Raw genomic sequence first — 17904 nt, 5'->3', positions numbered from 1 at the left:
ATGGGAGTTCTGGGGATCGGCTTCGATCTCGTGACGGTGTCGGAGTTCGCCGAGCAGCTGGACCGGCCAGGGACGGCCATGCTCGACAACTTCACACCGGGCGAGCGTCGGGACGCCGTGACCCGGAGCTCCGATCCGGCTAGACATTTCGCCGCCCGGTGGGCTGCGAAGGAGGCAGTGATCAAGGCCTGGTCCACGTCTCTCTTCGCCAGCCCGCCGGTGCTGCCCGAGATGATCCACCACCTGATCGAGGTGGTGACGGATGCGTGGGGGCGACCGAGTATCCGCTTACGCGGAGACGTCGCCAAGCATCTGACCGACGTGAAGATTCACATCTCCCTCACACACGACGGAGACATGGCGGGCGCGTTCGCCGTCATCGAGTCGCTGTAGGCGCCTTCGGCGCCCGTGCGCCTTTCTGGTAGCTCCGGCAACCGGAAGGGCGCACAGGCGCGTAGCGCCTAGGTGGAGCGCGATTCCTTCTCCGCGACCAACAGGTATGCCACCATCAGCCGTTTGAGTTCGGCGACGGCGTCCGCGTGGCTCTGATTGTCCTGCACGGAGAAGTTGAGCATCGAGTACACGACGTGGACGAGCACCTCGGCCATCATCGTGCGCCGCTCCCGCGATGTCTGCGGGGTGAGCGGCGCGAGCATCCGTGACACCTGCTCCGCGAACGCCTTCTCGTGGATGGCACCGGTGGCGCGCGTCGACGGCGTCGACTGCATCGCCAGCCACACCTCGCGCCTCGACGGGTCGGACGTCCACAGGCCCGCCATGTGGTCGACGAAGGAATTGAGGAACCGCAGCCAGTCGAGGGACGGGACCTCACCGTTGAACTGGGCGATCTCGTGCTGGACTCCGACGAGGTCCTGCCGGTTGAGTTCGCAGACGATCACGTACTTGTTCGCGAAGAACTGGTAGAGGGTGCCGATCGGGACGTCCGCGCGTGCGGCGACCTCCTCGCACGTGAACGATTCGAATCCCACGTCCACCAGCAACTCCCGCGATGCCGTGAGCAGCGCGTCGAACTTCCGGCGACTACGTTCCTGGGTCGGCCGTCTGCGGGGCAGGAGTTCCTGCGGGTCCGACTGCAGCTCCAACGCCGGGTCCACTCGGCGCGGCGCTTGCTTGCTGACTGAAGACTCCACCGCCCAAGGCTATCCGTCTTTCGTCCGGATTCCGAAGATCCCTCCCGGTGACGCGTCGGGTTTCACCTGGGCGAGGAGACTCGTCGCGCCGTTTCGGGCGTGACCGATGTGATCGGCCACAAGTGGCCGCTCGCTGAGATTCCGACCCACCACAACGCCGCGGGCAGTGCCGTGGCGTCGGCGTGTGTGCCCGACAGCAGGCCACGGACCGTTTCGGATGGGTCGCGGGCGGCTGACGATGCAGCCGCCCGTCGCGTGGATCAGACGGACAGGTCCCGGCGCAGTTTCGCGACGTGGCCGGTGGCGCGGACGTTGTACTGGGCCACTTCGATCTTCCCGTCCTCGTCGACGAGGAACGTGGAGCGGATGACACCCTGCACCGTCTTGCCGTACATCTTCTTCTCGCCGAATGCGCCCCACGCCTCGAGTGTGGCCTTGTCGGGATCGGACAGGAGGGGGAACGTCAGTCCCTCGTTGTCGCGGAACTTGGCCAGCTTCGCCGGCTTGTCGGGGGAGATGCCGATCACGTCCAGGCCGGCGCCGTTCAGGTCGGCGAGGTTGTCGCGGAAGTCGCAGGCCTGTTTGGTGCAGCCCGGCGTGCTCGCCGCCGGGTAGAAGTACACGACGACCTTGCGGCCGCGGTAGTCGGCGAGCGACACGTCGTTGCCGTCGGCGTCGGGCAGCGTGAAGGCGGGTGCGGTGTCTCCGGGGGCGAGTCTGTTGTTGTCGGTCACGAGAAGTCAGGCTACCGGGAAGGTGTGGACGTGGCCCGAAGCGCGATCGGGGGAGACGGAGTCGCAGGTCGGGAGTTCTCGTCTACGGTTGACGCAAGTGTGGGATCGTCGCGGTAGCGTCGCTCTCGCTGATCGAACCAGTCGAACAAGTTGGAGGACACGTGCCCAGGGACACCGAGAGCATCGAGCGTGAGATCGAGAACGCGCGCAATCAGCTCGCGAGCACTCTCGACGAATTGACGGTCCGCACCAACCCGAAGCGTCTCGTGGAGAACACGAAGCGCACGCTGATCGCGAAGCTGAACGAGCCGGCGGTCAAGTACGGACTGATCGCCGTGGGTGCGGTGGCAGGGCTCCTGGTGCTCCGCAAAGCGTTGCGCTGAACGACCCTCGTCGACAACGGGCCGTCGGATGTGAAGTTCGCAGTGACTTCACGTTCCGGCGGCCCGTTCGTCATCTGACCGCCCGAGCGGTGCGTTGAGATGGTGACACGAGAAAGGCCCCCATCCTCGTGAGAGGATGGGGGCCTTCGTGCAAGTGCGCCCACAGGGACTCGAACCCCGGACCCAGTGATTAAGAGTCACTTGCTCTACCAACTGAGCTATAGGCGCTCGCTCTTGCGAGACAGAACATTAGCGGGTCGCTTCTCGGGAATGCAAATCGCCTGGTGGCGACTGCCCGTGGCGACCCGGTCCGCACGGTGGCGCGTAACGAGAGCGCCGCTGGTCACGATTGATATTCGAACGTTATTGAGCGGCTCGGCGCTTGGTTGGAACCGGTCTCCAGTGGCTGGCATCATTGGAGACCACACGGTCTCGACGTGCTGATTCGTCTCGCGAAGGCGAGGGACGTGCCGGCTTGAACGTGAATTCGGAGCGAGGACGTGAAGTGGGGTTATCCATGGGTGTGGGGCGTGGCGGGCGCGTGCGTGCGCAATCGGTGAGATCCGTCTCGAAGACGGCGACGATTGTGGCGGCATCACTCGTATTCGCATTGTCGATCGCGGGGTGCACCGTCTCCGGTGCCGACAGCGTCACGTCGGAAGGTGAGGCGCCGATCGATTCCAATCCGGTCACCGAGCTCATCAAGCCGAAGCTGACGGCGTCGGCCGTCGATGGTGCGGTGGGATTCTCGCCCGGACAGCCGGTGACGGTGACGGTGGCCGACGGCACGCTGGCGGCGGTCACCATGCTCAACCCGGAGGGCGAGACGGTCGACGGCGCCATCGCGCCCGACGGGTTGTCCTGGGTCAACACGGAGCCGCTGGGCTACGACAAGGAGTACCGGCTCGAGGTGAAGGCGAACGGACTCGGCGGGGGCACCACCTCGACATCCGCGTTCACCACCAGCGCTCCCGGCAACGTCACCAAGCCGTACGTGATGCCGTCGGAAGGCGACGTGGTGGGCATCGGTCAGCCGATCGCGGTCCAGTTCGACGAGAACATCCCCGACCGCAAGGCTGCGGAGGCCGGCATCACCGTCACGACGAATCCGCCCGTCGAGGGCGCGTTCTACTGGGTGAACAACCGTGAGGTGCGGTGGCGTCCGCAGAGCTACTGGGCGCCCGGCACCGCCGTGGACGTCAAGGTCGCCGTGTACGGCCGTGATCTCGGTGACGGACTGTTCGGCCAGGAGGACGTCCACACGGCCTTCACCATCGGCGACGCCCTGATCGCGACGGCGGACGACAACACCAAGCAGGTGACGTTCGAGCGCAACGGCGAAGTGATCATGACGATGCCCACGTCGATGGGTAAGGACGACACACCCACCGACAACGGCGTCTACATCATCGGCGACCGGTTCGCGAACCTCGTCATGGACTCGTCCACCTACGGCGTGCCGGTCAACTCCCCGCAGGGATACAAGACTCCCGTCGATTGGGCCACGCGAATGTCCTACAGCGGCATCTTCTTCCACTCGGCGCCGTGGTCGGTGGGGCAGCAGGGCTACTCGAACGCGAGCCACGGCTGCCTGAATCTCAGCCCGTCCAACGCGAAGTGGGTGTACGACAACACCAAGCGCGGCGACATCGTGATCGTCAAGAACACGCTGGGCGGCACGCTGTCGGGTACGGACGGCCTCGGTGACTGGAACATCCCGTGGGATGTCTGGAAGGCGGGCAACGCCAACGCCTGACGGCGGGCGTCAGACCAATCGCAAAGAGGAAAGCCCCCGGCCGAGGCCGGGGGCTTTCCGTTTGGGGTGAGTGACGGGACTCGAACCCGCGACAGCCAGGATCACAACCTGGTGCTCTACCAACTGAACTACACTCACCATGTGCTTCAGGCACCGCCCGGGGGCAGTAACTTCGGCGAGGAAGATACTAGCGCGTCCGGTGCCCGAGAAGCCAATCGGTATCTCAGGCGGGCCCGAGTTCCTCGACAACTGCGGCGATGTCGCTGGTAGACGGTCCGGGCTCGGGCACGAACGCCGTCTTCCGGTAGTACTTCAGTTCCCGGATCGACTCCTTGATGTCGGCCAGGGCGCGGTGGGCGAGACCCTTTTCGGGCTGACCGAAGTAGATCCGCGGGTACCAGCGCCGGGACAGTTCCTTGATGGAGCTGACGTCGATCATCCGGTAGTGCAGGTAGGTGTCGAGGTCCGGCATGTCGCGGGCGATGAATCCGCGGTCGGTCGCGATCGAGTTGCCTGCGAGCGGCGCCGTCCCGGCGACCGGCACGTGCTCGCGGATGTAGGCGAGCACCTGCTGCTCGGCCTCGGCGAGCGTGACCGTGGACTTCCGGACCTCGTCGGTCAGCCCCGAGTTCTCGTGCATCTTGGTCACCACGTCGGGCATGGCCGCGAGCGCGTCGTCGTCGGCGTGGATGACGATGTCGACACCCTCACCGAGCACGTTCAGCTCGCTGTCCGTGACCAGAGCTGCGATCTCGATCAGCTTGTCGGTGCCGAGCCGGAGCCCGGTCATTTCACAGTCGATCCACACAAGTTTGTCCTGCACCAGGAACACAGTAGTCACGTGAGTGACGGGATAAGGTCTGCGGTGGACACTTTCTCCCGACGTGCGTGATTCGAGGAGGGCTTGGATGACCCGGCAATCGCAGGACGGCGGCGCGACCTCGACCCCGGCGGAAAGGGCGGCGGCGGCGAGGGCGGCGGCCGCCGAAGCGGCCAGGATCGCGGCGGAGGCTGCGGCAGCGGCAGAGGCGGCGGAGCAGGAAGCCCGGGACGCGGAGGCCGCGGAGAACCGTGCTCCCGCAGACGTCGCCGCCTCCTCCGGTGCCGCCGCGGACATCGCGGCCGGATACTCCTCGGAGGGTGCGGCTCTGGAGCTGGGCACCGTGGTTCTCGACGGCGTCGTGGATCGGGCGGCCCGGGTGCGCATCCCCCTCGCGACGGTCAACCGGCACGGACTCGTCGCCGGCGCCACCGGGACGGGAAAGACGAAGACGCTGCAGGGTATTGCCGAGCAGTTGTCGGCTGCAGGGGTTCCCGTGGTGATGGCCGACGTGAAGGGCGACCTGTCGGGCCTGTCACAGCCGGGTGCGGCGGGCGACAAGATCACGGCCCGAGCGTCCGAGACGGGTGACGACGAGTGGCGGCCGACGGGGTCCCCGGTCGAATTCCTCTCGCTGGGAACGGAAGGCCTGGGCATTCCCGTCCGCGCGACCATCACGGCGTTCGGGCCGATCCTGCTCGCCAAGGTTCTCGGGCTCAACGAGACTCAGGAGTCCACGCTGGGGCTGATCTTCCACTGGGCCGACGTTCAGGGGCTCGCGCTGCTCGACCTGTTGGATCTGCGATCGGTCATCGCGCATCTCATCAGCGCCGAGGGCAAGGCCGATCTGAAGGGCATCGGCGGCGTGTCCCCGGCCACGGCCGGCGTGATCCTCAGGGCCCTCGTCAATCTCGAAGCGGACGGCGGCGACACGTTCTTCGGGGAGCCCGAGCTCGAGACCGAGGACCTGCTCCGGGTGCTCGACGGCAAAGGCGTGATCACGTTGTTCGAGTTGGGCGCCCAGGCCGCGCGCCCGGCATTGTTCTCCACTTTCCTGATGTGGGTGCTGGCCGACCTGTTCCAGACGTTGCCCGAGGAAGGCGATCTCGACAAACCCAAGCTCGTCTTCATCTTCGACGAGGCGCACCTGCTCTTCGCGGACGCGTCGAAGGCGTTCCTGCAGCAGGTGGAACAGACCGTGAAGCTCATCCGCTCCAAGGGAGTGGGGGTGTTCTTCTGCACCCAGTTGCCGACGGACGTCCCGAATGCGGTGCTGTCGCAGCTCGGCGCGCGGATCCAGCACGCGCTGCGCGCCTTCACCCCCGACGACCAGAAGGCACTGACGAAAACGGTACGGACGTACCCGACCACCGAGAACTACGACCTCGAGAAAGCTCTCACCTCACTGGGCATCGGTGAGGCGATCGTCACGGTCCTGTCGGAACGGGGCGCGCCGACGCCGGTGGCGTGGACGAGGATTCGGCCTCCCCGCTCGCTGATGGACGCCATCGGCAACGACGCGATCACGGCGGCGGCGTCGTCGAGCCCGCTGTCGGCGAAGTACCGGCAGACCGTCGACCGGGAATCGGCGTACGAGAAGCTGACGGCGAAGGTCGCCGGGGCACCGGCCACGGAACCGGGCCTCGACCTGCCCCCGCTGCCCGACCTGCCGCCACCGCCGCCCGCTCAGCCGGAGGGGCCGAACATGGCCGAGCAGATTCTCGGGAACTCCGCGGTGAAGAGCTTCCTCCGCTCGGCCGCGTCGGCCGCCGGCCGCGAGATCTCCCGCAGCATCTTCGGGACGGGAAAACGTCGCAGGCGCTAGAAACGCTGGGCGAATGTACCTTTCAGCGCCTCGGCAGGGGTGACCGGTACATTCACCCGGGGGTCATCCGCCCAGCTTCTTGTAGAACGTTCCGACGATCGGGGCGACCACCGCGCGCGGGCTGTATTGCCCGGCAACGGACATCGCCTTGCTGATGATGCCGGGCACGACGCGCATCTTGTTGTCGGCCAGCCCGTCGAGCGACACCTTGGCGGTGTATTCGCTGGAGATCCACAGGAAGTCGGGCACCAGCTTGTCCACGATCGACGCCTCCGCCGGATCGGGCTCCTCGGTGCGGACCGGGCCGGGTGCGAGCAGCGTGACGTTCACTCCCGTCCCCTTGAGTTCGCCGCGCAGCGACTCGGAGAAGGTGTTGACGAACGCCTTGCTGGCCGCGTACGTGGCGTTGTGGGGAATGGGCATGTTGCCTGCCGCGGAGCCGACCATGAGGATGGCGCCGGACTTGCGTTCGAGCATCCCGGGCAACACCGCGAGGGTGAGGTCGTGCACCGCAACGGCGTTGAGTTCCACCTGGGCCCGCTCGTACGCGGGATCGAGTCCGGCGACCGGGCCGAACGTGGCGATCCCCGCGTTGTTGCACAGGACGCTGATCTCTCGTCCGGACAGTTCGGTGACGAGGGTGGCCCGAGCGTCGCGATCCGACAGATCGCACGCGCGCACGTCGACCTCGACGCCGTGCTTGTCGCGCAGGGTCCCGGCGAGTGACTCCATCACCTCGCCGCGGCGTGCGACGAGGATCAGGGAGTGGCCCCGGGAGGCGAGATCGGTGGCCAGCGCCTCGCCGATTCCGGACGAGGCGCCGGTCACGACGGCGCGGGCACTGGGAGTGGGGTTCGGCAAGCTCACGGTCAGCAGCGTAGTGCGTCAGAGGCGCGCGGCGAGCCGGGTGCCCTGCTCGATCGCGCGTTTGGCGTCGAGTTCGGCTGCGACGTCGGCGCCGCCGATGACGTGGGTGGTGACGCCGGCGACGGTCAGTTCGTCGACGAGGTCACGCACAGATTCCTGACCTGCGCAGATCACCACGTTGTCGACGGCAAGGGTGCGGGGCTTCTCGCGTTTGGCGCCGAACGTGATGTGCAGGCCGTCGTCGTCGATGCGCTCGTAGTTGACCCCGGACAGTTCCTGCACGCCCTTGTTCTTCAGCGCTGCCCGGTGAACCCAGCCCGTGGTCTTCGCGAGTCCGGCGCCGATCCGGCCGCTCTTGCGCTGCAGCAGGTACACCTCGCGCGGCGACGGTTCGGGAATGGGTGTGGTGAGGGCGCCCGCCGCCGCTTCGGGTTCGGTGACACCCCACTCCTGCTTCCACTCCTTCAGGTCGAGCGTCGGGGAATGCTCGTGGGTGAGGAACTCGCTGACGTCGACGCCGATCCCGCCGGCTCCGATCACCGCGACCGACTTCCCGACGGGCTTGCCGCCCCGCACGACCTCCGGGTACGTGAGCACCTTCGGGTGGTCGATACCCGGAATGGACGGAACGCGCGGCGTCACACCGGTCGCGACGATCACCTCGTCGTACTCGCCGATCAGTTCGGTCGCGGTGACGCGGCTGTCGAGCCGGACGTCGACACCGGCGAGCGGAAGCTGGCGGTTGTAGTACCGGATCGTCTCCGCGAACTCCTCCTTGCCGGGGATCTTGCGGGCGATGCCGAACTGGCCGCCGATCTCCGAATCCGCTTCGAACAGGGTCACCGAATGGCCACGCTGTGCCAGGCCGAGCGCCGCGGACAGTCCCGCGGGGCCGGCGCCGACGACGGCGACACGCTTCGCGGCCCGGGTGGGGGAGAGCGTCAGTTCCGTCTCCCGGCCTGCACGCGGATTCAGCAGGCACGACACGTGCTTGCGGACGAAGGCGTGGTCGAGGCAGGCCTGGTTGCATGCGATGCACGTGTTGATCTCGTCGGGGGTGCCTGCCTCCGCCTTCCGCACCCAGTCGGGATCGGCGAGCATCGGGCGTGCCATCGAGATGAGCTGCGCGTCGCCGCGGGTCAGGATTTCCTCGGCGACCTCCGGCATGTTGATCCGGTTCGACGCGGCCACGGGGATGCTCACGTGCTTCTCGAGCTTGCCGGTGATGTCGGCGAACGCGGCCCGCGGCACCGACGTCACGATCGTGGGAACACGGGATTCGTGCCAGCCGATGTCGGTGTTGATGATGGTCGCGCCCGCGGCCTCCACTTCCTGTGCCAGCGCGACGATCTCGTCCCACGTCTGACCGCCCTCGACGAGGTCGGCCATCGACAGGCGGAAGATGATGATGAAGTTCGGGCCCACCGCCTTGCGCGTGCGGCGGACGATCTCGACGGCCATCCGCCTGCGGTTCTCGGGAGTGCCGCCCCACGTGTCGGTGCGCTTGTTGGTGCGCTCGCACAGGAACTGGTTGATGAAGTAGCCCTCGCCGCCCATGATCTCGACGCCGTCGTAGTTCGCCTGCTGCGCGAGTCGGGCGCAGCGGACGAAGTTGCGGATCTGCCAGCGGACGCCGCGGCCGGTGAGTTTGCGGGGCCGGAACGGGTTGATCGGGGCCTTGATCGAGGAGGCGGAGACGCTGAAGGGCTGGTAGCTGTACCGGCCGGCATGCAGGATCTGCAGGGCGATTTTGCCGCCCTCGTCGTGCACCGCCTTCGTGATCGCGCGGTGCCGCCCGGCCTCGACACGGTTGGTGAGCTTGGCGCCGAACGGCAGCAGCCAGCCCGTCCGGTTGGGCGCGTATCCGCCGGTGACGATCAGCGCGACACCTCCGCGGGCACGCTCGGCGAAGTACTCGGCCAGACGGGGAACGTCCTTCGCGCGATCTTCGAGCCCGGTGTGGATGGAGCCCATGATCACCCGGTTCTTCAGCGTCGTGAAACCGAGGTCGAGGGGAGCGAGGAGCTGAGGGAACTGAGTCATTGGCGGCGTGTCCTTACTGTGCGAGCGCGTCGAGTACTTCTTGGCACCAGTCGGCGAATCCCTCTTCGACGCGGATTCCGCCGCGCAGGACGAGGTACTGGTGCAGGGCTGCCCCGGAGAGCTTGTCCGGTGCGGGAAAGTCGCGTTTTTCGATCATGCGGTAGACCTCGAGCCGGGCGGCGTGGCCGTCGCGGTGGCGAGCGACCTCGGCGGTGAGTGCGGCGATGTCACCGTGCTGAGCGGCGCGGATCTTCACTGCCAGCTCGTTACGCAGGTGATTGGGCTCGGTCGGTTCGGCGATCCAGCGCTCGAGTTCCGCGCGTCCGGCCGCGCTGACCCGGTACACCTTCTTGTCGGGTCTGCCGTCCTGTGCCACGACCTCGGCGTCGACCCAGCCGGACTCGTCCATGCGTTTGAGGACGCGGTAGATCTGCTGGTGGGTGGCGCTCTGGAAGAAGCCGATGGACTTGTCGAACCGGCGCGCCAATTCGTAGCCCGAGCCGGAGTGCTCGGTCAGGGAGACGAGAAGCGCATGTTCGAGGGCCACGAACAGAAGTATGTATGCAACGAGGTGCGTATGCAACTGAGTGCACACTAGGTCCTCCCGGTCGAACGGGACGCTCGTCGCGTCAGACCGCACGAACTCCCCGTTCGCTCGCATAGGCTCGCGGGCATGAGCACCGACGTTCGTCCGCCGGCCGGGATCGGCGAGGCCGCGACGCGCAGACAGGTTGTCGCGTGGGGGCTGTGGGACTGGGGATCGGCCGCGTTCAACGCCGTGATCCTTACGTTCGTCTTCTCCGTGTACCTGACGGACGCCGTGGGGGAGGACCTGCCGGGATCGATCTCCGCGAGCACGTGGCTCGGGTGGTCGCTCGGCATCGCCGGTTTCCTCATCGCCGTGCTCGCCCCCGTCACCGGGCAGCGATTCGACGCCGCGGGACGACGCAAGTGGGCGCTCGGCGTCCTCACGTTCGCGACGGTCGGGTGCATGGCGGCGATGTTCTTCGTCCGCGACTCGTATCAGTACCTGTGGCTCGGGTTGGTGCTGCTGGCCGCCGGTTCGGTGATCTTCGAACTGGCCGGCGTTCCGTACAACGCGATGCTCAGGCAGGTGTCGACGCCGGCGAACATCGGCCGGGTGTCCGGGTTCGGCTGGGCGATGGGCTATTTCGGTGGGATCGTGCTCCTGCTGGTGTGCTACTTCGGTTTCATCTCCGGTGACGGCGACAACCGGGGGTTCCTCGGGCTCACCACGGACGGCGGCCTGAACATCCGGATGGTGGCGCTGCTGGCCGCCGTCTGGTTCGCGGTCTTCGCGATTCCCGTGCTGCTGAAGGTCCCCGAGCTACCCCGCCCGCACGCGGATCCGGGTGCGGACAAGGCCGGTTTCGTCGAGTCGTACCGGGTGTTGTGGCGCGATCTGCGCGACCTGTGGTCCGCCGACCGGCGCACCGTCTACTTCCTGGTGGCCAGTGCGTTGTTCCGCGACGGTCTGGCCGGTGTCTTCACGTTCGGCGCCGTCCTCGCCGTCAACGTCTACGGCATCGGTGCGGGTGACGTGCTGTTGTTCGGCGTCGCGGCCAATGTCGTCTCCGCGCTCGGCGCGCTCACCGCCGGCCGGTTCGACGACCGGATCGGGCCGAAGACCGTGATCATGACGTCCCTGATCGCGATGATCATCGTCGGTGTCGTCCTGATGGCCGTCTCGGGACCGGCCATGTTCTGGATCTTCGGACTGCTGCTGTGCCTGTTCGTCGGTCCCGCGCAGTCGTCCGCGCGCACGTTCCTGGCCCGGATCACCCCGCCCGGCCGGGAGGGGCAGATGTTCGGCCTGTACGCGACCACCGGTCGCGCGGTGTCGTTCCTCTCGCCCACCCTCTTCGGATTGTTCGCCTGGTGGCTCGCGGCGGATCGGGCGGGGATCCTCGGCCTGGTGATCGTGCTCGCGATCGGCCTCGCCGCGCTGACGGTGGTGAAGGCGCCCGCACGCGACTAGCGCCTCGCGCGAGTGTCGTCGATGCGAAGCTTCTCCGGGAACAGGCGCCGCTGCGTCAGCCAGCCCGCCGCCGCCACGACGATCCAGATCAGCGTGGCGAAGAACTGCTGGCCGCCCTCGTTCGGATCCTCCAGGAATCCCAGCGGGGGGACGGCCAGACCGAGCCCGGTCAGCACCATGCTGGCGCCGCCGAGCGCGGTGAGCCATAACAATGCCCGCGCCCGGTACCGGTCGGCGATGAAACCGCAGGCGACGGCGAGCGCGACGATCACGACTCCACTGAGGAGCCAGCCGGCGTCGTCGGGTTGCAGAACACGACTGAGCTTCGCTCCGATCACCGCGCCGGCGATGATGCCGATGAAGAATGCGGCGAACTTGAAGATCAGGGTCGTGGCCACCCACACCACTACCGCGCCGATCGCCGCGACCAGGAACGTCGTCCCGAGCGACAGCGACAGCAGATCGGCCAGGAGCCAGCCGAGGCCGAAACCCGAGGCGAGAACGGCGACGTGGAGTGAACCGACACCGGCGAAGCACAGAACGGCGCCGACCAGAAGAATTGCGATGCCACTCATGGTGCCCTCCCAGGGTGCACGAGACGAGTAGTGCCATCAAACCAGAACGGACGCCCCGTCGAGGGGAAGGGCGGATTTCAGTTCGGCACGGTTCCGGCACGCATGAGGATCGCGTCCGCGAGGGCGTCGGGTCGCTGTTCCGGGATCCAGTGCGTGGCACCGTCCAGGACGACGAATTCGTACGGCGCATCGACGAACTCGCCGCACCGCTCCGCTCCCGCACGCCCCAGCGCCTGGTCGCCGGTGCTCCAGACGTAGGTCGTGGGAACGGTGACGGCGGGCGTCTGCTCGAAGTCGCTCGTCATGGCGCGGTACCAGTTCAGCGCGGCGGTCAGCGCTCCCGGTTCGCTGAGCAGCGCGACGTGCCGGTCGACGAGCGCCGGCGGGACGACGTCACCGAACATTGCGCGCAGTGAGTGCGCGTTGTCGTCGAGGAGAACCCGCTCGGCCTTGCCCTCCATCCTCAGGAGCCGGATGTAGGAGGAGCGTTCCTTCTGATCGGCGTCCTCGCGCAACGCCCAGCCGAACGCGCCGGGATGTGGCACCGACACGGTGGTGAGCGAATTGATCCGATCGGGGTGCCTGGCCGCGACGACCCAGGCCACGGCGGCGCCCCAGTCGTGGCCGACGAGATGCGCCGTGTCGAGGTCGAGTGCGTCGAGCAGTCCGATCACGTCCGCGACGAGGTGGTCGATCCTGTAGGAGTCGACTCCGTCGGGTCGCGCACCGGGCGAGTATCCGCGCTGGTTCGGGGCGTACGTCCGCAGACCGGACTCGTTCAGCCGGGCGCTGACGGGTTCCCAGGACGCGGCGCTCTCCGGAAACCCGTGCAGGAGAACGACGGGGGCGCCGTCGGCCGGACCGCTGGTCGTGACGTCGAACGTCAGGTCGCCGAGAGTGATGTGCGCGTGTTCCGAGGTTGACAGCATGCCCCCACCGTACGGCGAGAGCGCGACTACTTTCCGGGATTCCACCCGCTCATGCCGAGCATGATCAGGCGCAGTTGCCGTTCGGCGCGCGCGACCACCTCGGCCTCGCTTCGGCTTCCGGGACGATCGGCCTCGAGCAGATCGACGACGACGGCGAACATGGTGGACACGATCAGGTCGGCCGCCATCTCCAGGTCGTCGTGGTCCCAGGACTGCAAACCCTCGATGCGGGACAGATCCACCGTGAGTTCGCTGACGAACAGTTTCATCTCGGTCGCGATCGCCCGGCGAATTTCGGGGACGCCGCCGTAGCGTTCACGGCTGAGGAACCGGAACTGCGCCTCGTGGGTGCGGACCTGCCGGACTAGGATGTCGAGGGATGCGCCTGCGCTCTTGGTGCTCGGGGTGCGCCGGGCGTCGCGCAGCATCTGCCGCAGTATTCGCATGCCCTCCTCGACGAGCACCACGCCGAGCTCCTCGATGGACGCGAAGTGGCGGTAGAACGCGGTGGGCACGATTCCCGCGGTGCGGGCGATCTCGCGCAGGCTCACGCCGGCGAAACTCCGATCCGCCATGAGTTCGAGCGTGCCGTCGAGAAGCGCCTTCCTCGTGCGCTCCTTGCGGACTGCCCTGCTCTCGGGTTCGGCGCCGGTCGACTGACTCACGGCAGTGAGTGTATTCGCGACAGTGCCCACACCTGTCATCTCCGGGGGCTCGTACCCGTCATCCGGCATGCGTATCCGATCCCTGCCTCGAGTGTGCGTGCGGTCACATTCTGATTGACAACTTGCTGTCCCCCTCTGTCACACTATTGTCAGTGTACAACCGTGCACTCAAACGGAGGAGGCTGACGTGTCAGTTGCCCACACCAGTCGTCCGGCGGAGGGACGCAGGTTCTCGCTGCTGTCGTTGTTCGAGGCGATGGCCACTCCGCACCAGCTCGACCGCTACCTCGAACTCGTCACTCCCATGGTCACCGTGCGCGACCTGCGTGCAGAAGTGGTCGAGGTCCGGCGGTCCACCGCCGACACCGTCACCCTCACGCTGCGCCCCACCCGTCAGTGGCGCGGATTCCGTGCGGGGCAGTTCGTGCAGGTGGGCGTCGTGATCGACGGGGTTCGCCACACCCGGTGCTACTCGCCGGCCAATGCACAGGCGTCCACCGACGGGCTCGTCGAGCTGACGATCAAGGCGCATCCCGAGGGTCTCGTCTCGCAGTACCTGCACGCCCACGCGAGCCCCGGTCTCGTGCTCGACCTGTCTCAAGCGGCGGGCGAATTCACCCTTCCCTCTCCTCGCCCTCGCCGGCTCCTGCTGGTGAGCGGAGGCAGCGGAATCACCCCCGTTCTGTCGATGCTGCGCACCTTGGTCGACGAGCAGCACTCCGGAAGCATCACTTTTCTGCACTACGCGTACACCGAAAACGACGTCGCGTACCTCGACGAGTTGCGCGCACTCGCGGACGCGAACGCCAACGTCTCGCTCGTGCTGGCGTACACCGATCAGGACACCGGCGGCCATCTCCACGGATTCTTCGGCCAGGAGCACCTCGACGCGGTAGCACCCTGGTACGCGGACGCCGACACCTTCCTGTGCGGGCCGCCCGGACTGATGCGTGGCGTTCGGGAGGTGTACCGCGAACTCGGCATCGAGGACCGTCTGCACACCGAGGAATTCGCTCCCACCGCAGCCCCGGCGGAGGGCGAGGCCGGTGGTGAGGTGTCCTTCACCGCCAGCGGTGTCACCGCGGACAATTCCGGAGCGACGCTGCTCGAACAAGCGGAGGCCGCCGGACTCCATCCCGAGTACGGATGCCGGATGGGCATCTGCTTCTCCTGCACCACGGTGAAGAAGTCGGGGTGCACCAAGAACGTCCGCACCGGCGACACCGACACCGATCCGGACAAGGCGATCCAGCTGTGCGTCTCGGTTCCGGTGGGCGACGTCGCCCTCGACATCTGATTTTCACTCGACATCCAACGTTTGGAGACCGACATGTTTGGACTCTCACTCTCGTTCCTCCCGTTCGTCGACGGCTCCGACGGTTCCCGTAACGACGCCCCGGTGGTGCTCAGTCACGACCAGGTCGAAGAAATCGGCCGGGAACTGGACGCCCTCCGCGACCGGACGGTTGCGGACCTCGGCGCCGAGGACCGCGAATACATCTACAAGATCATCAAGGCGCAGAGGGGATTCGAGGTCGCCGGCCGCGGGCTGATGTACCTCGGCTTCTTTCCGCCGGCCTGGATCGCCGGGGTCGGGGCCCTCGGTGTGTCGAAGATTCTCGACAACATGGAGATCGGCCACAACGTCATGCACGGCCAGTACGACTGGATGCGTGAACCGGGCCTGAACTCCCGCGTGTTCGAGTGGGACACGGTCTGCCCGGCCGATCAGTGGAAGCACTCCCACAACTACATGCACCACACGTACACCAACATCCTCGGCCGGGACCGGGACATCGGCTACGGCATCCTGAGGATCGACGAGGCGCAGAAGTGGAACCCCTACTACCTGGGGAACCCGGTCTACGCCTTCTTCCTGATGATGCTGTTCGAGTGGGGCGTCATGATGCACGACCTGGAAGCGGAGAACGTGATCCAGGGCAAGCGGAAGTGGCGCGACGTCAAGCCGCTGCTGAAGGGCTGGTGGCGCAAGGCCGGTCGGCAGGTGCTCAAGGATTACGCGATCTTCCCGGCGCTCACCGGGCCGCTGTTCGTCCCCACACTGCTCGGCAACGTGACCGCCAATCTGATCCGCAACGTGTGGGCGTACTCCATCATCTTCTGCGGCCATTTCCCCACCGGCGTGCAGAGTTTCACCGAGGACGAGACCGCGGAGGAAACCCGCGGCGAGTGGTACGTCCGGCAGATGCTCGGCAGCGCGAACATCGAGGGGAGTCCGCTGTTCCACATCATGTCGGGCAACCTTTCGCATCAGATCGAGCACCACCTGTTCCCGGACCTGCCCGCCCACCGGTACCCGGAGATGGCGCCCGCGGTGAAGGCGCTGTGCGAGAAGCACGGGCTGCCCTACAACACCGGTGGCTTCTTCAAGCAGATCGGCTCCGTGTGGGGGAAGATCTTCACGTTCGCACTGCCGCCCGGTCTCGTCTCGTCCGACACCCCTCCCGGTGTTATCGTCGAGCGGCAGAAGACTGCAGCCTGAGAGGCGAAACACATGGTGGGGAAGTTCGAGCGGCGCAAGGACACCGTGCAGGAACTGACGGAGTCCGCGGCCACGCACGTGGGCCACATCGCGACGATCATCGCGGGCGCCGTCCGGGACGTCACCCGGGAGATCGGTGACTGGGTGTCCGACGGCATCGAGATGCGCGAGGCCGCGAAGAAGGCCCGCGAAGACGAGGGCGAGGACAAGCCGGTCGACTGAGGATCCTCGCGTGGGTGGGGCGCGGCCGGCGACGGCCGCGCCCCTTTTCGCTCTGCTAGATGACGCCGAGCGAAATCATGGCGTCGGCCACCTTCACGAAACCGGCGATGTTCGCGCCGTGCACGTAGTCGCCCGGCATGCCGTACTCGGCGGCCGTGGCCACGGTGCGCTCGTGGATGCCGCGCATGATTCCGGCCAACCGCTCGTCCGTGTATTCGAAGCCCCACGAGTCGCGGGATGCGTTCTGCTGCATCTCGAGTGCCGACGTGGCGACGCCGCCCGCGTTGGCCGCCTTGCCCGGGGCGAAGGCCACCGCGGCATCGCGGAACACCTGGACGCCCTGCGGGGTCGTGGGCATGTTCGCGCCCTCGGCCACCGCCTGCACGCCGTTCGCGACCAGTGTCTTGGCGGCCGCTTCGTCGAGTTCGTTCTGGGTGGCGCAGGGGAGCGCGACGTCGCACGGCACGTCCCAGATGGAGCCGTTCGGCACGAACCGGGCGTGCGGCACGGTGTCCGTGTACTCGCTGATCCGTCCGCGTCGCACCTCCTTGATCTCCTTCAGGAGCTCGAGGTCGATGCCCTTCTCGTCGACGAGGTATCCGGAGGAATCGGAGCTCGCGATCGCGATTCCGCCGAGCTGGTGCACCTTCTCGATCGCATAGATCGCGACGTTTCCGGAGCCCGAGACGACGACGGTCTTGCCGCCCAGTGAGCTGTTCGCCGCCTTCAGCATCTCGGCGACGAAGTAGGCGACGCCGTAACCCGTCGCCTCGCGACGCACCTGCGAGCCGCCCCAGGTGAGGCCCTTACCGGTGAGGACCCCCGACTCGTAGGAGTTGGTGAGGCGCTTGTACTGGCCGAACAGGTAGCCGATCTCGCGCCCGCCGACGCCGATGTCACCTGCCGGGACGTCGGTGTACTCGCCGATGTGGCGATGCAGCTCGGTCATGAACGACTGGCAGAACCTCATGATCTCGGCCTCCGAGCGACCCTTGGGGTCGAAGTCGGAGCCACCCTTGCCGCCGCCGATCGGAAGTCCGGTGAGTGCGTTCTTGAAGATCTGCTCGAAGCCGAGGAACTTCACGATTCCCAGGTTCACGCTGGGGTGAAACCGCAGGCCGCCCTTGTAGGGGCCGAGCACGCTGTTGTACTGCACCCGGAAACCGCGGTTGACGTGCACGTTGCCGGAGTCGTCGACCCACGGCACCCGGAAGATGATCTGACGCTCCGGCTCGCACAGTCGCTCGATCAATCCGGAGTCGGCGTAGTGGGGATGGTGGTCGAGCACGACCTGGAGCGACTCGAAGACCTCGGCGGCTGCCTGGTGGAACTCGGGTTCTCCGGCGTTCCGCAGGCGGACCTGCTCGTAGATCTCTGCTACCTGGTCGCGCGTTGACACAGACCCACCTGCCTGACGTGTGAGGAATTCGTT

At 66.8% G+C, this 17904-nt stretch carries 18 protein-coding genes and 2 tRNA genes; 8 read left to right on the top strand and 12 right to left on the bottom strand.

What is annotated here, in order from left to right; genetic code table 11:
• Complete coding sequence (locus G9373_RS16610; RefSeq protein WP_005248288.1) at positions 1-393, top strand: holo-ACP synthase; 393 nt, start codon at positions 1-3, stop codon at positions 391-393.
• 68 nt (positions 394-461) lie between these two features.
• Here G9373_RS16610 and G9373_RS16605 read toward each other — a convergent pair whose 3' ends face one another.
• Together G9373_RS16605 and bcp are read right to left on the bottom strand one after the other, a co-directional pair.
• The gene (locus G9373_RS16605) at positions 462-1151 is read right to left on the bottom strand and encodes a TetR family transcriptional regulator (RefSeq protein ID WP_005248286.1); all 690 of its coding nucleotides are present in this window, start codon (positions 1149-1151) and stop codon (positions 462-464) included.
• 260 nt (positions 1152-1411) lie between these two features.
• On the bottom strand, positions 1412-1885 hold the full coding sequence (gene bcp, locus G9373_RS16600; RefSeq protein ID WP_005261992.1) for a thioredoxin-dependent thiol peroxidase: 474 nt from the start codon (positions 1883-1885) through the stop codon (positions 1412-1414).
• Between the two features lie 161 nt (positions 1886-2046).
• Here bcp and G9373_RS16595 point away from each other — a divergent pair, with 161 nt between their 5' ends.
• Positions 2047-2268, top strand: coding sequence for a DUF3618 domain-containing protein (locus G9373_RS16595; protein ID WP_037236402.1), 222 nt, complete (start codon positions 2047-2049; stop codon positions 2266-2268).
• 155 nt (positions 2269-2423) lie between these two features.
• Here G9373_RS16595 and G9373_RS16590 read toward each other — a convergent pair.
• Positions 2424-2496, bottom strand: a tRNA-Lys gene (locus tag G9373_RS16590).
• A gap of 289 nt (positions 2497-2785) precedes the next feature.
• Between G9373_RS16590 and G9373_RS16585 the strand changes: the two genes are divergently transcribed.
• A complete protein-coding gene (locus G9373_RS16585) occupies positions 2786-4024 on the top strand; it encodes an Ig-like domain-containing protein (RefSeq protein ID WP_005261990.1) in 1239 nt (412 codons plus the stop codon).
• Between the two features lie 62 nt (positions 4025-4086).
• On the opposite strand, the gene G9373_RS16580 is transcribed toward G9373_RS16585, so the two are convergent.
• Positions 4087-4162 (bottom strand) — tRNA-His (locus G9373_RS16580).
• An 85-nt stretch (positions 4163-4247) separates the two neighbouring features.
• Positions 4248-4847 carry an oligoribonuclease gene (orn, locus tag G9373_RS16575; RefSeq protein ID WP_005570251.1) on the bottom strand — a complete coding sequence of 200 codons (600 nt, stop codon included), beginning with the start codon at positions 4845-4847 and terminating at the stop codon, positions 4248-4250.
• Between the two features lie 85 nt (positions 4848-4932).
• On the opposite strand from orn, the gene G9373_RS16570 reads away from it, so the two are divergent.
• Positions 4933-6669 (top strand): helicase HerA-like domain-containing protein, encoded by a 1737-nt coding sequence (locus G9373_RS16570; protein WP_167115913.1) that lies wholly within the window; start codon positions 4933-4935, stop codon positions 6667-6669.
• Positions 6670-6732: 63 nt separating this feature from the next.
• Here G9373_RS16570 and cmrA read toward each other — a convergent pair whose 3' ends face one another.
• From cmrA to G9373_RS16555, 3 genes are read right to left on the bottom strand one after another with little or no spacing between them, the layout of a single operon-like run.
• The gene (cmrA, locus tag G9373_RS16565) at positions 6733-7536 is read right to left on the bottom strand and encodes a mycolate reductase (protein ID WP_005570268.1); all 804 of its coding nucleotides are present in this window, start codon (positions 7534-7536) and stop codon (positions 6733-6735) included.
• An 18-nt stretch (positions 7537-7554) separates the two neighbouring features.
• The gene (locus G9373_RS16560; RefSeq protein ID WP_005570269.1) at positions 7555-9579 is read right to left on the bottom strand and encodes an NADPH-dependent 2,4-dienoyl-CoA reductase; all 2025 of its coding nucleotides are present in this window, start codon (positions 9577-9579) and stop codon (positions 7555-7557) included.
• A 13-nt stretch (positions 9580-9592) separates the two neighbouring features.
• Entirely contained in the window at positions 9593-10126 is a 534-nt protein-coding gene (locus G9373_RS16555) for a PadR family transcriptional regulator (RefSeq protein ID WP_037206011.1), read from the bottom strand.
• A 126-nt stretch (positions 10127-10252) separates the two neighbouring features.
• Here G9373_RS16555 and G9373_RS16550 point away from each other — a divergent pair, with 126 nt between their 5' ends.
• Complete coding sequence (locus tag G9373_RS16550) at positions 10253-11578, top strand: MFS transporter (protein ID WP_133984634.1); 1326 nt, start codon at positions 10253-10255, stop codon at positions 11576-11578.
• Here the strand turns inward: G9373_RS16550 and G9373_RS16545 are convergent.
• The 3 genes from G9373_RS16545 to G9373_RS16535 all read right to left on the bottom strand — a co-directional run bounded on the left by G9373_RS16545 (position 11575) and on the right by G9373_RS16535 (position 13816).
• On the bottom strand, positions 11575-12153 hold the full coding sequence (locus tag G9373_RS16545; protein ID WP_005261984.1) for a hypothetical protein: 579 nt from the start codon (positions 12151-12153) through the stop codon (positions 11575-11577). The two genes, G9373_RS16550 and G9373_RS16545, sit on opposite strands and share 4 nt — an antisense overlap.
• 77 nt (positions 12154-12230) lie before the next feature.
• A complete protein-coding gene (locus tag G9373_RS16540; protein ID WP_005570272.1) occupies positions 12231-13082 on the bottom strand; it encodes an alpha/beta hydrolase in 852 nt (283 codons plus the stop codon).
• Positions 13083-13108: 26 nt separating this feature from the next.
• The gene (locus G9373_RS16535) at positions 13109-13816 is read right to left on the bottom strand and encodes a TetR family transcriptional regulator (protein ID WP_133984632.1); all 708 of its coding nucleotides are present in this window, start codon (positions 13814-13816) and stop codon (positions 13109-13111) included.
• Between the two features lie 118 nt (positions 13817-13934).
• On the opposite strand from G9373_RS16535, the gene G9373_RS16530 reads away from it, so the two are divergent.
• From G9373_RS16530 to G9373_RS16520, 3 genes are read left to right on the top strand one after another with little or no spacing between them, the layout of a single operon-like run.
• On the top strand, positions 13935-15044 hold the full coding sequence (locus tag G9373_RS16530) for an FAD-binding oxidoreductase (protein ID WP_133984630.1): 1110 nt from the start codon (positions 13935-13937) through the stop codon (positions 15042-15044).
• A gap of 33 nt (positions 15045-15077) precedes the next feature.
• The gene (locus G9373_RS16525; RefSeq protein ID WP_043791709.1) at positions 15078-16250 is read left to right on the top strand and encodes an acyl-CoA desaturase; all 1173 of its coding nucleotides are present in this window, start codon (positions 15078-15080) and stop codon (positions 16248-16250) included.
• Between the two features lie 12 nt (positions 16251-16262).
• Positions 16263-16472: a hypothetical protein gene (locus tag G9373_RS16520; protein ID WP_005248259.1), complete on the top strand. Its 210-nt coding sequence runs from the start codon at positions 16263-16265 to the stop codon at positions 16470-16472.
• 55 nt (positions 16473-16527) lie between these two features.
• On the opposite strand, the gene gdhA is transcribed toward G9373_RS16520, so the two are convergent.
• A complete protein-coding gene (gene gdhA, locus G9373_RS16515; RefSeq protein WP_005570280.1) occupies positions 16528-17871 on the bottom strand; it encodes an NADP-specific glutamate dehydrogenase in 1344 nt (447 codons plus the stop codon).
• Positions 17872-17904: the final 33 nt, after the last annotated feature.

The organism is Rhodococcus sp. A14 (assembly GCF_011603105.1).
Classification (GTDB): domain Bacteria; phylum Actinomycetota; class Actinomycetes; order Mycobacteriales; family Mycobacteriaceae; genus Rhodococcus_F; species Rhodococcus_F opacus.
The sequence above is the reverse complement of the archived record's forward strand: the minus strand, read 5'-3'. Positions and strand labels throughout refer to the sequence as shown.

Coding starts and splice junctions, on each gene's coding strand:
- G9373_RS16535 (WP_133984632.1), bottom strand. CDS start 13,816: ATGCCGGATGACGGGTACGAGCCCCCGGAGATGACAGGTGTGGGCACT.
- G9373_RS16520 (WP_005248259.1), top strand. CDS start 16,263: ATGGTGGGGAAGTTCGAGCGGCGCAAGGACACCGTGCAGGAACTGACG.
- G9373_RS16570 (WP_167115913.1), top strand. CDS start 4,933: ATGACCCGGCAATCGCAGGACGGCGGCGCGACCTCGACCCCGGCGGAA.
- G9373_RS16560 (WP_005570269.1), bottom strand. CDS start 9,579: ATGACTCAGTTCCCTCAGCTCCTCGCTCCCCTCGACCTCGGTTTCACG.
- G9373_RS16545 (WP_005261984.1), bottom strand. CDS start 12,153: ATGAGTGGCATCGCAATTCTTCTGGTCGGCGCCGTTCTGTGCTTCGCC.
- G9373_RS16550 (WP_133984634.1), top strand. CDS start 10,253: ATGAGCACCGACGTTCGTCCGCCGGCCGGGATCGGCGAGGCCGCGACG.
- G9373_RS16525 (WP_043791709.1), top strand. CDS start 15,078: ATGTTTGGACTCTCACTCTCGTTCCTCCCGTTCGTCGACGGCTCCGAC.
- G9373_RS16540 (WP_005570272.1), bottom strand. CDS start 13,082: ATGCTGTCAACCTCGGAACACGCGCACATCACTCTCGGCGACCTGACG.
- G9373_RS16610 (WP_005248288.1), top strand. CDS start 1: ATGGGAGTTCTGGGGATCGGCTTCGATCTCGTGACGGTGTCGGAGTTC.
- G9373_RS16585 (WP_005261990.1), top strand. CDS start 2,786: ATGGGTGTGGGGCGTGGCGGGCGCGTGCGTGCGCAATCGGTGAGATCC.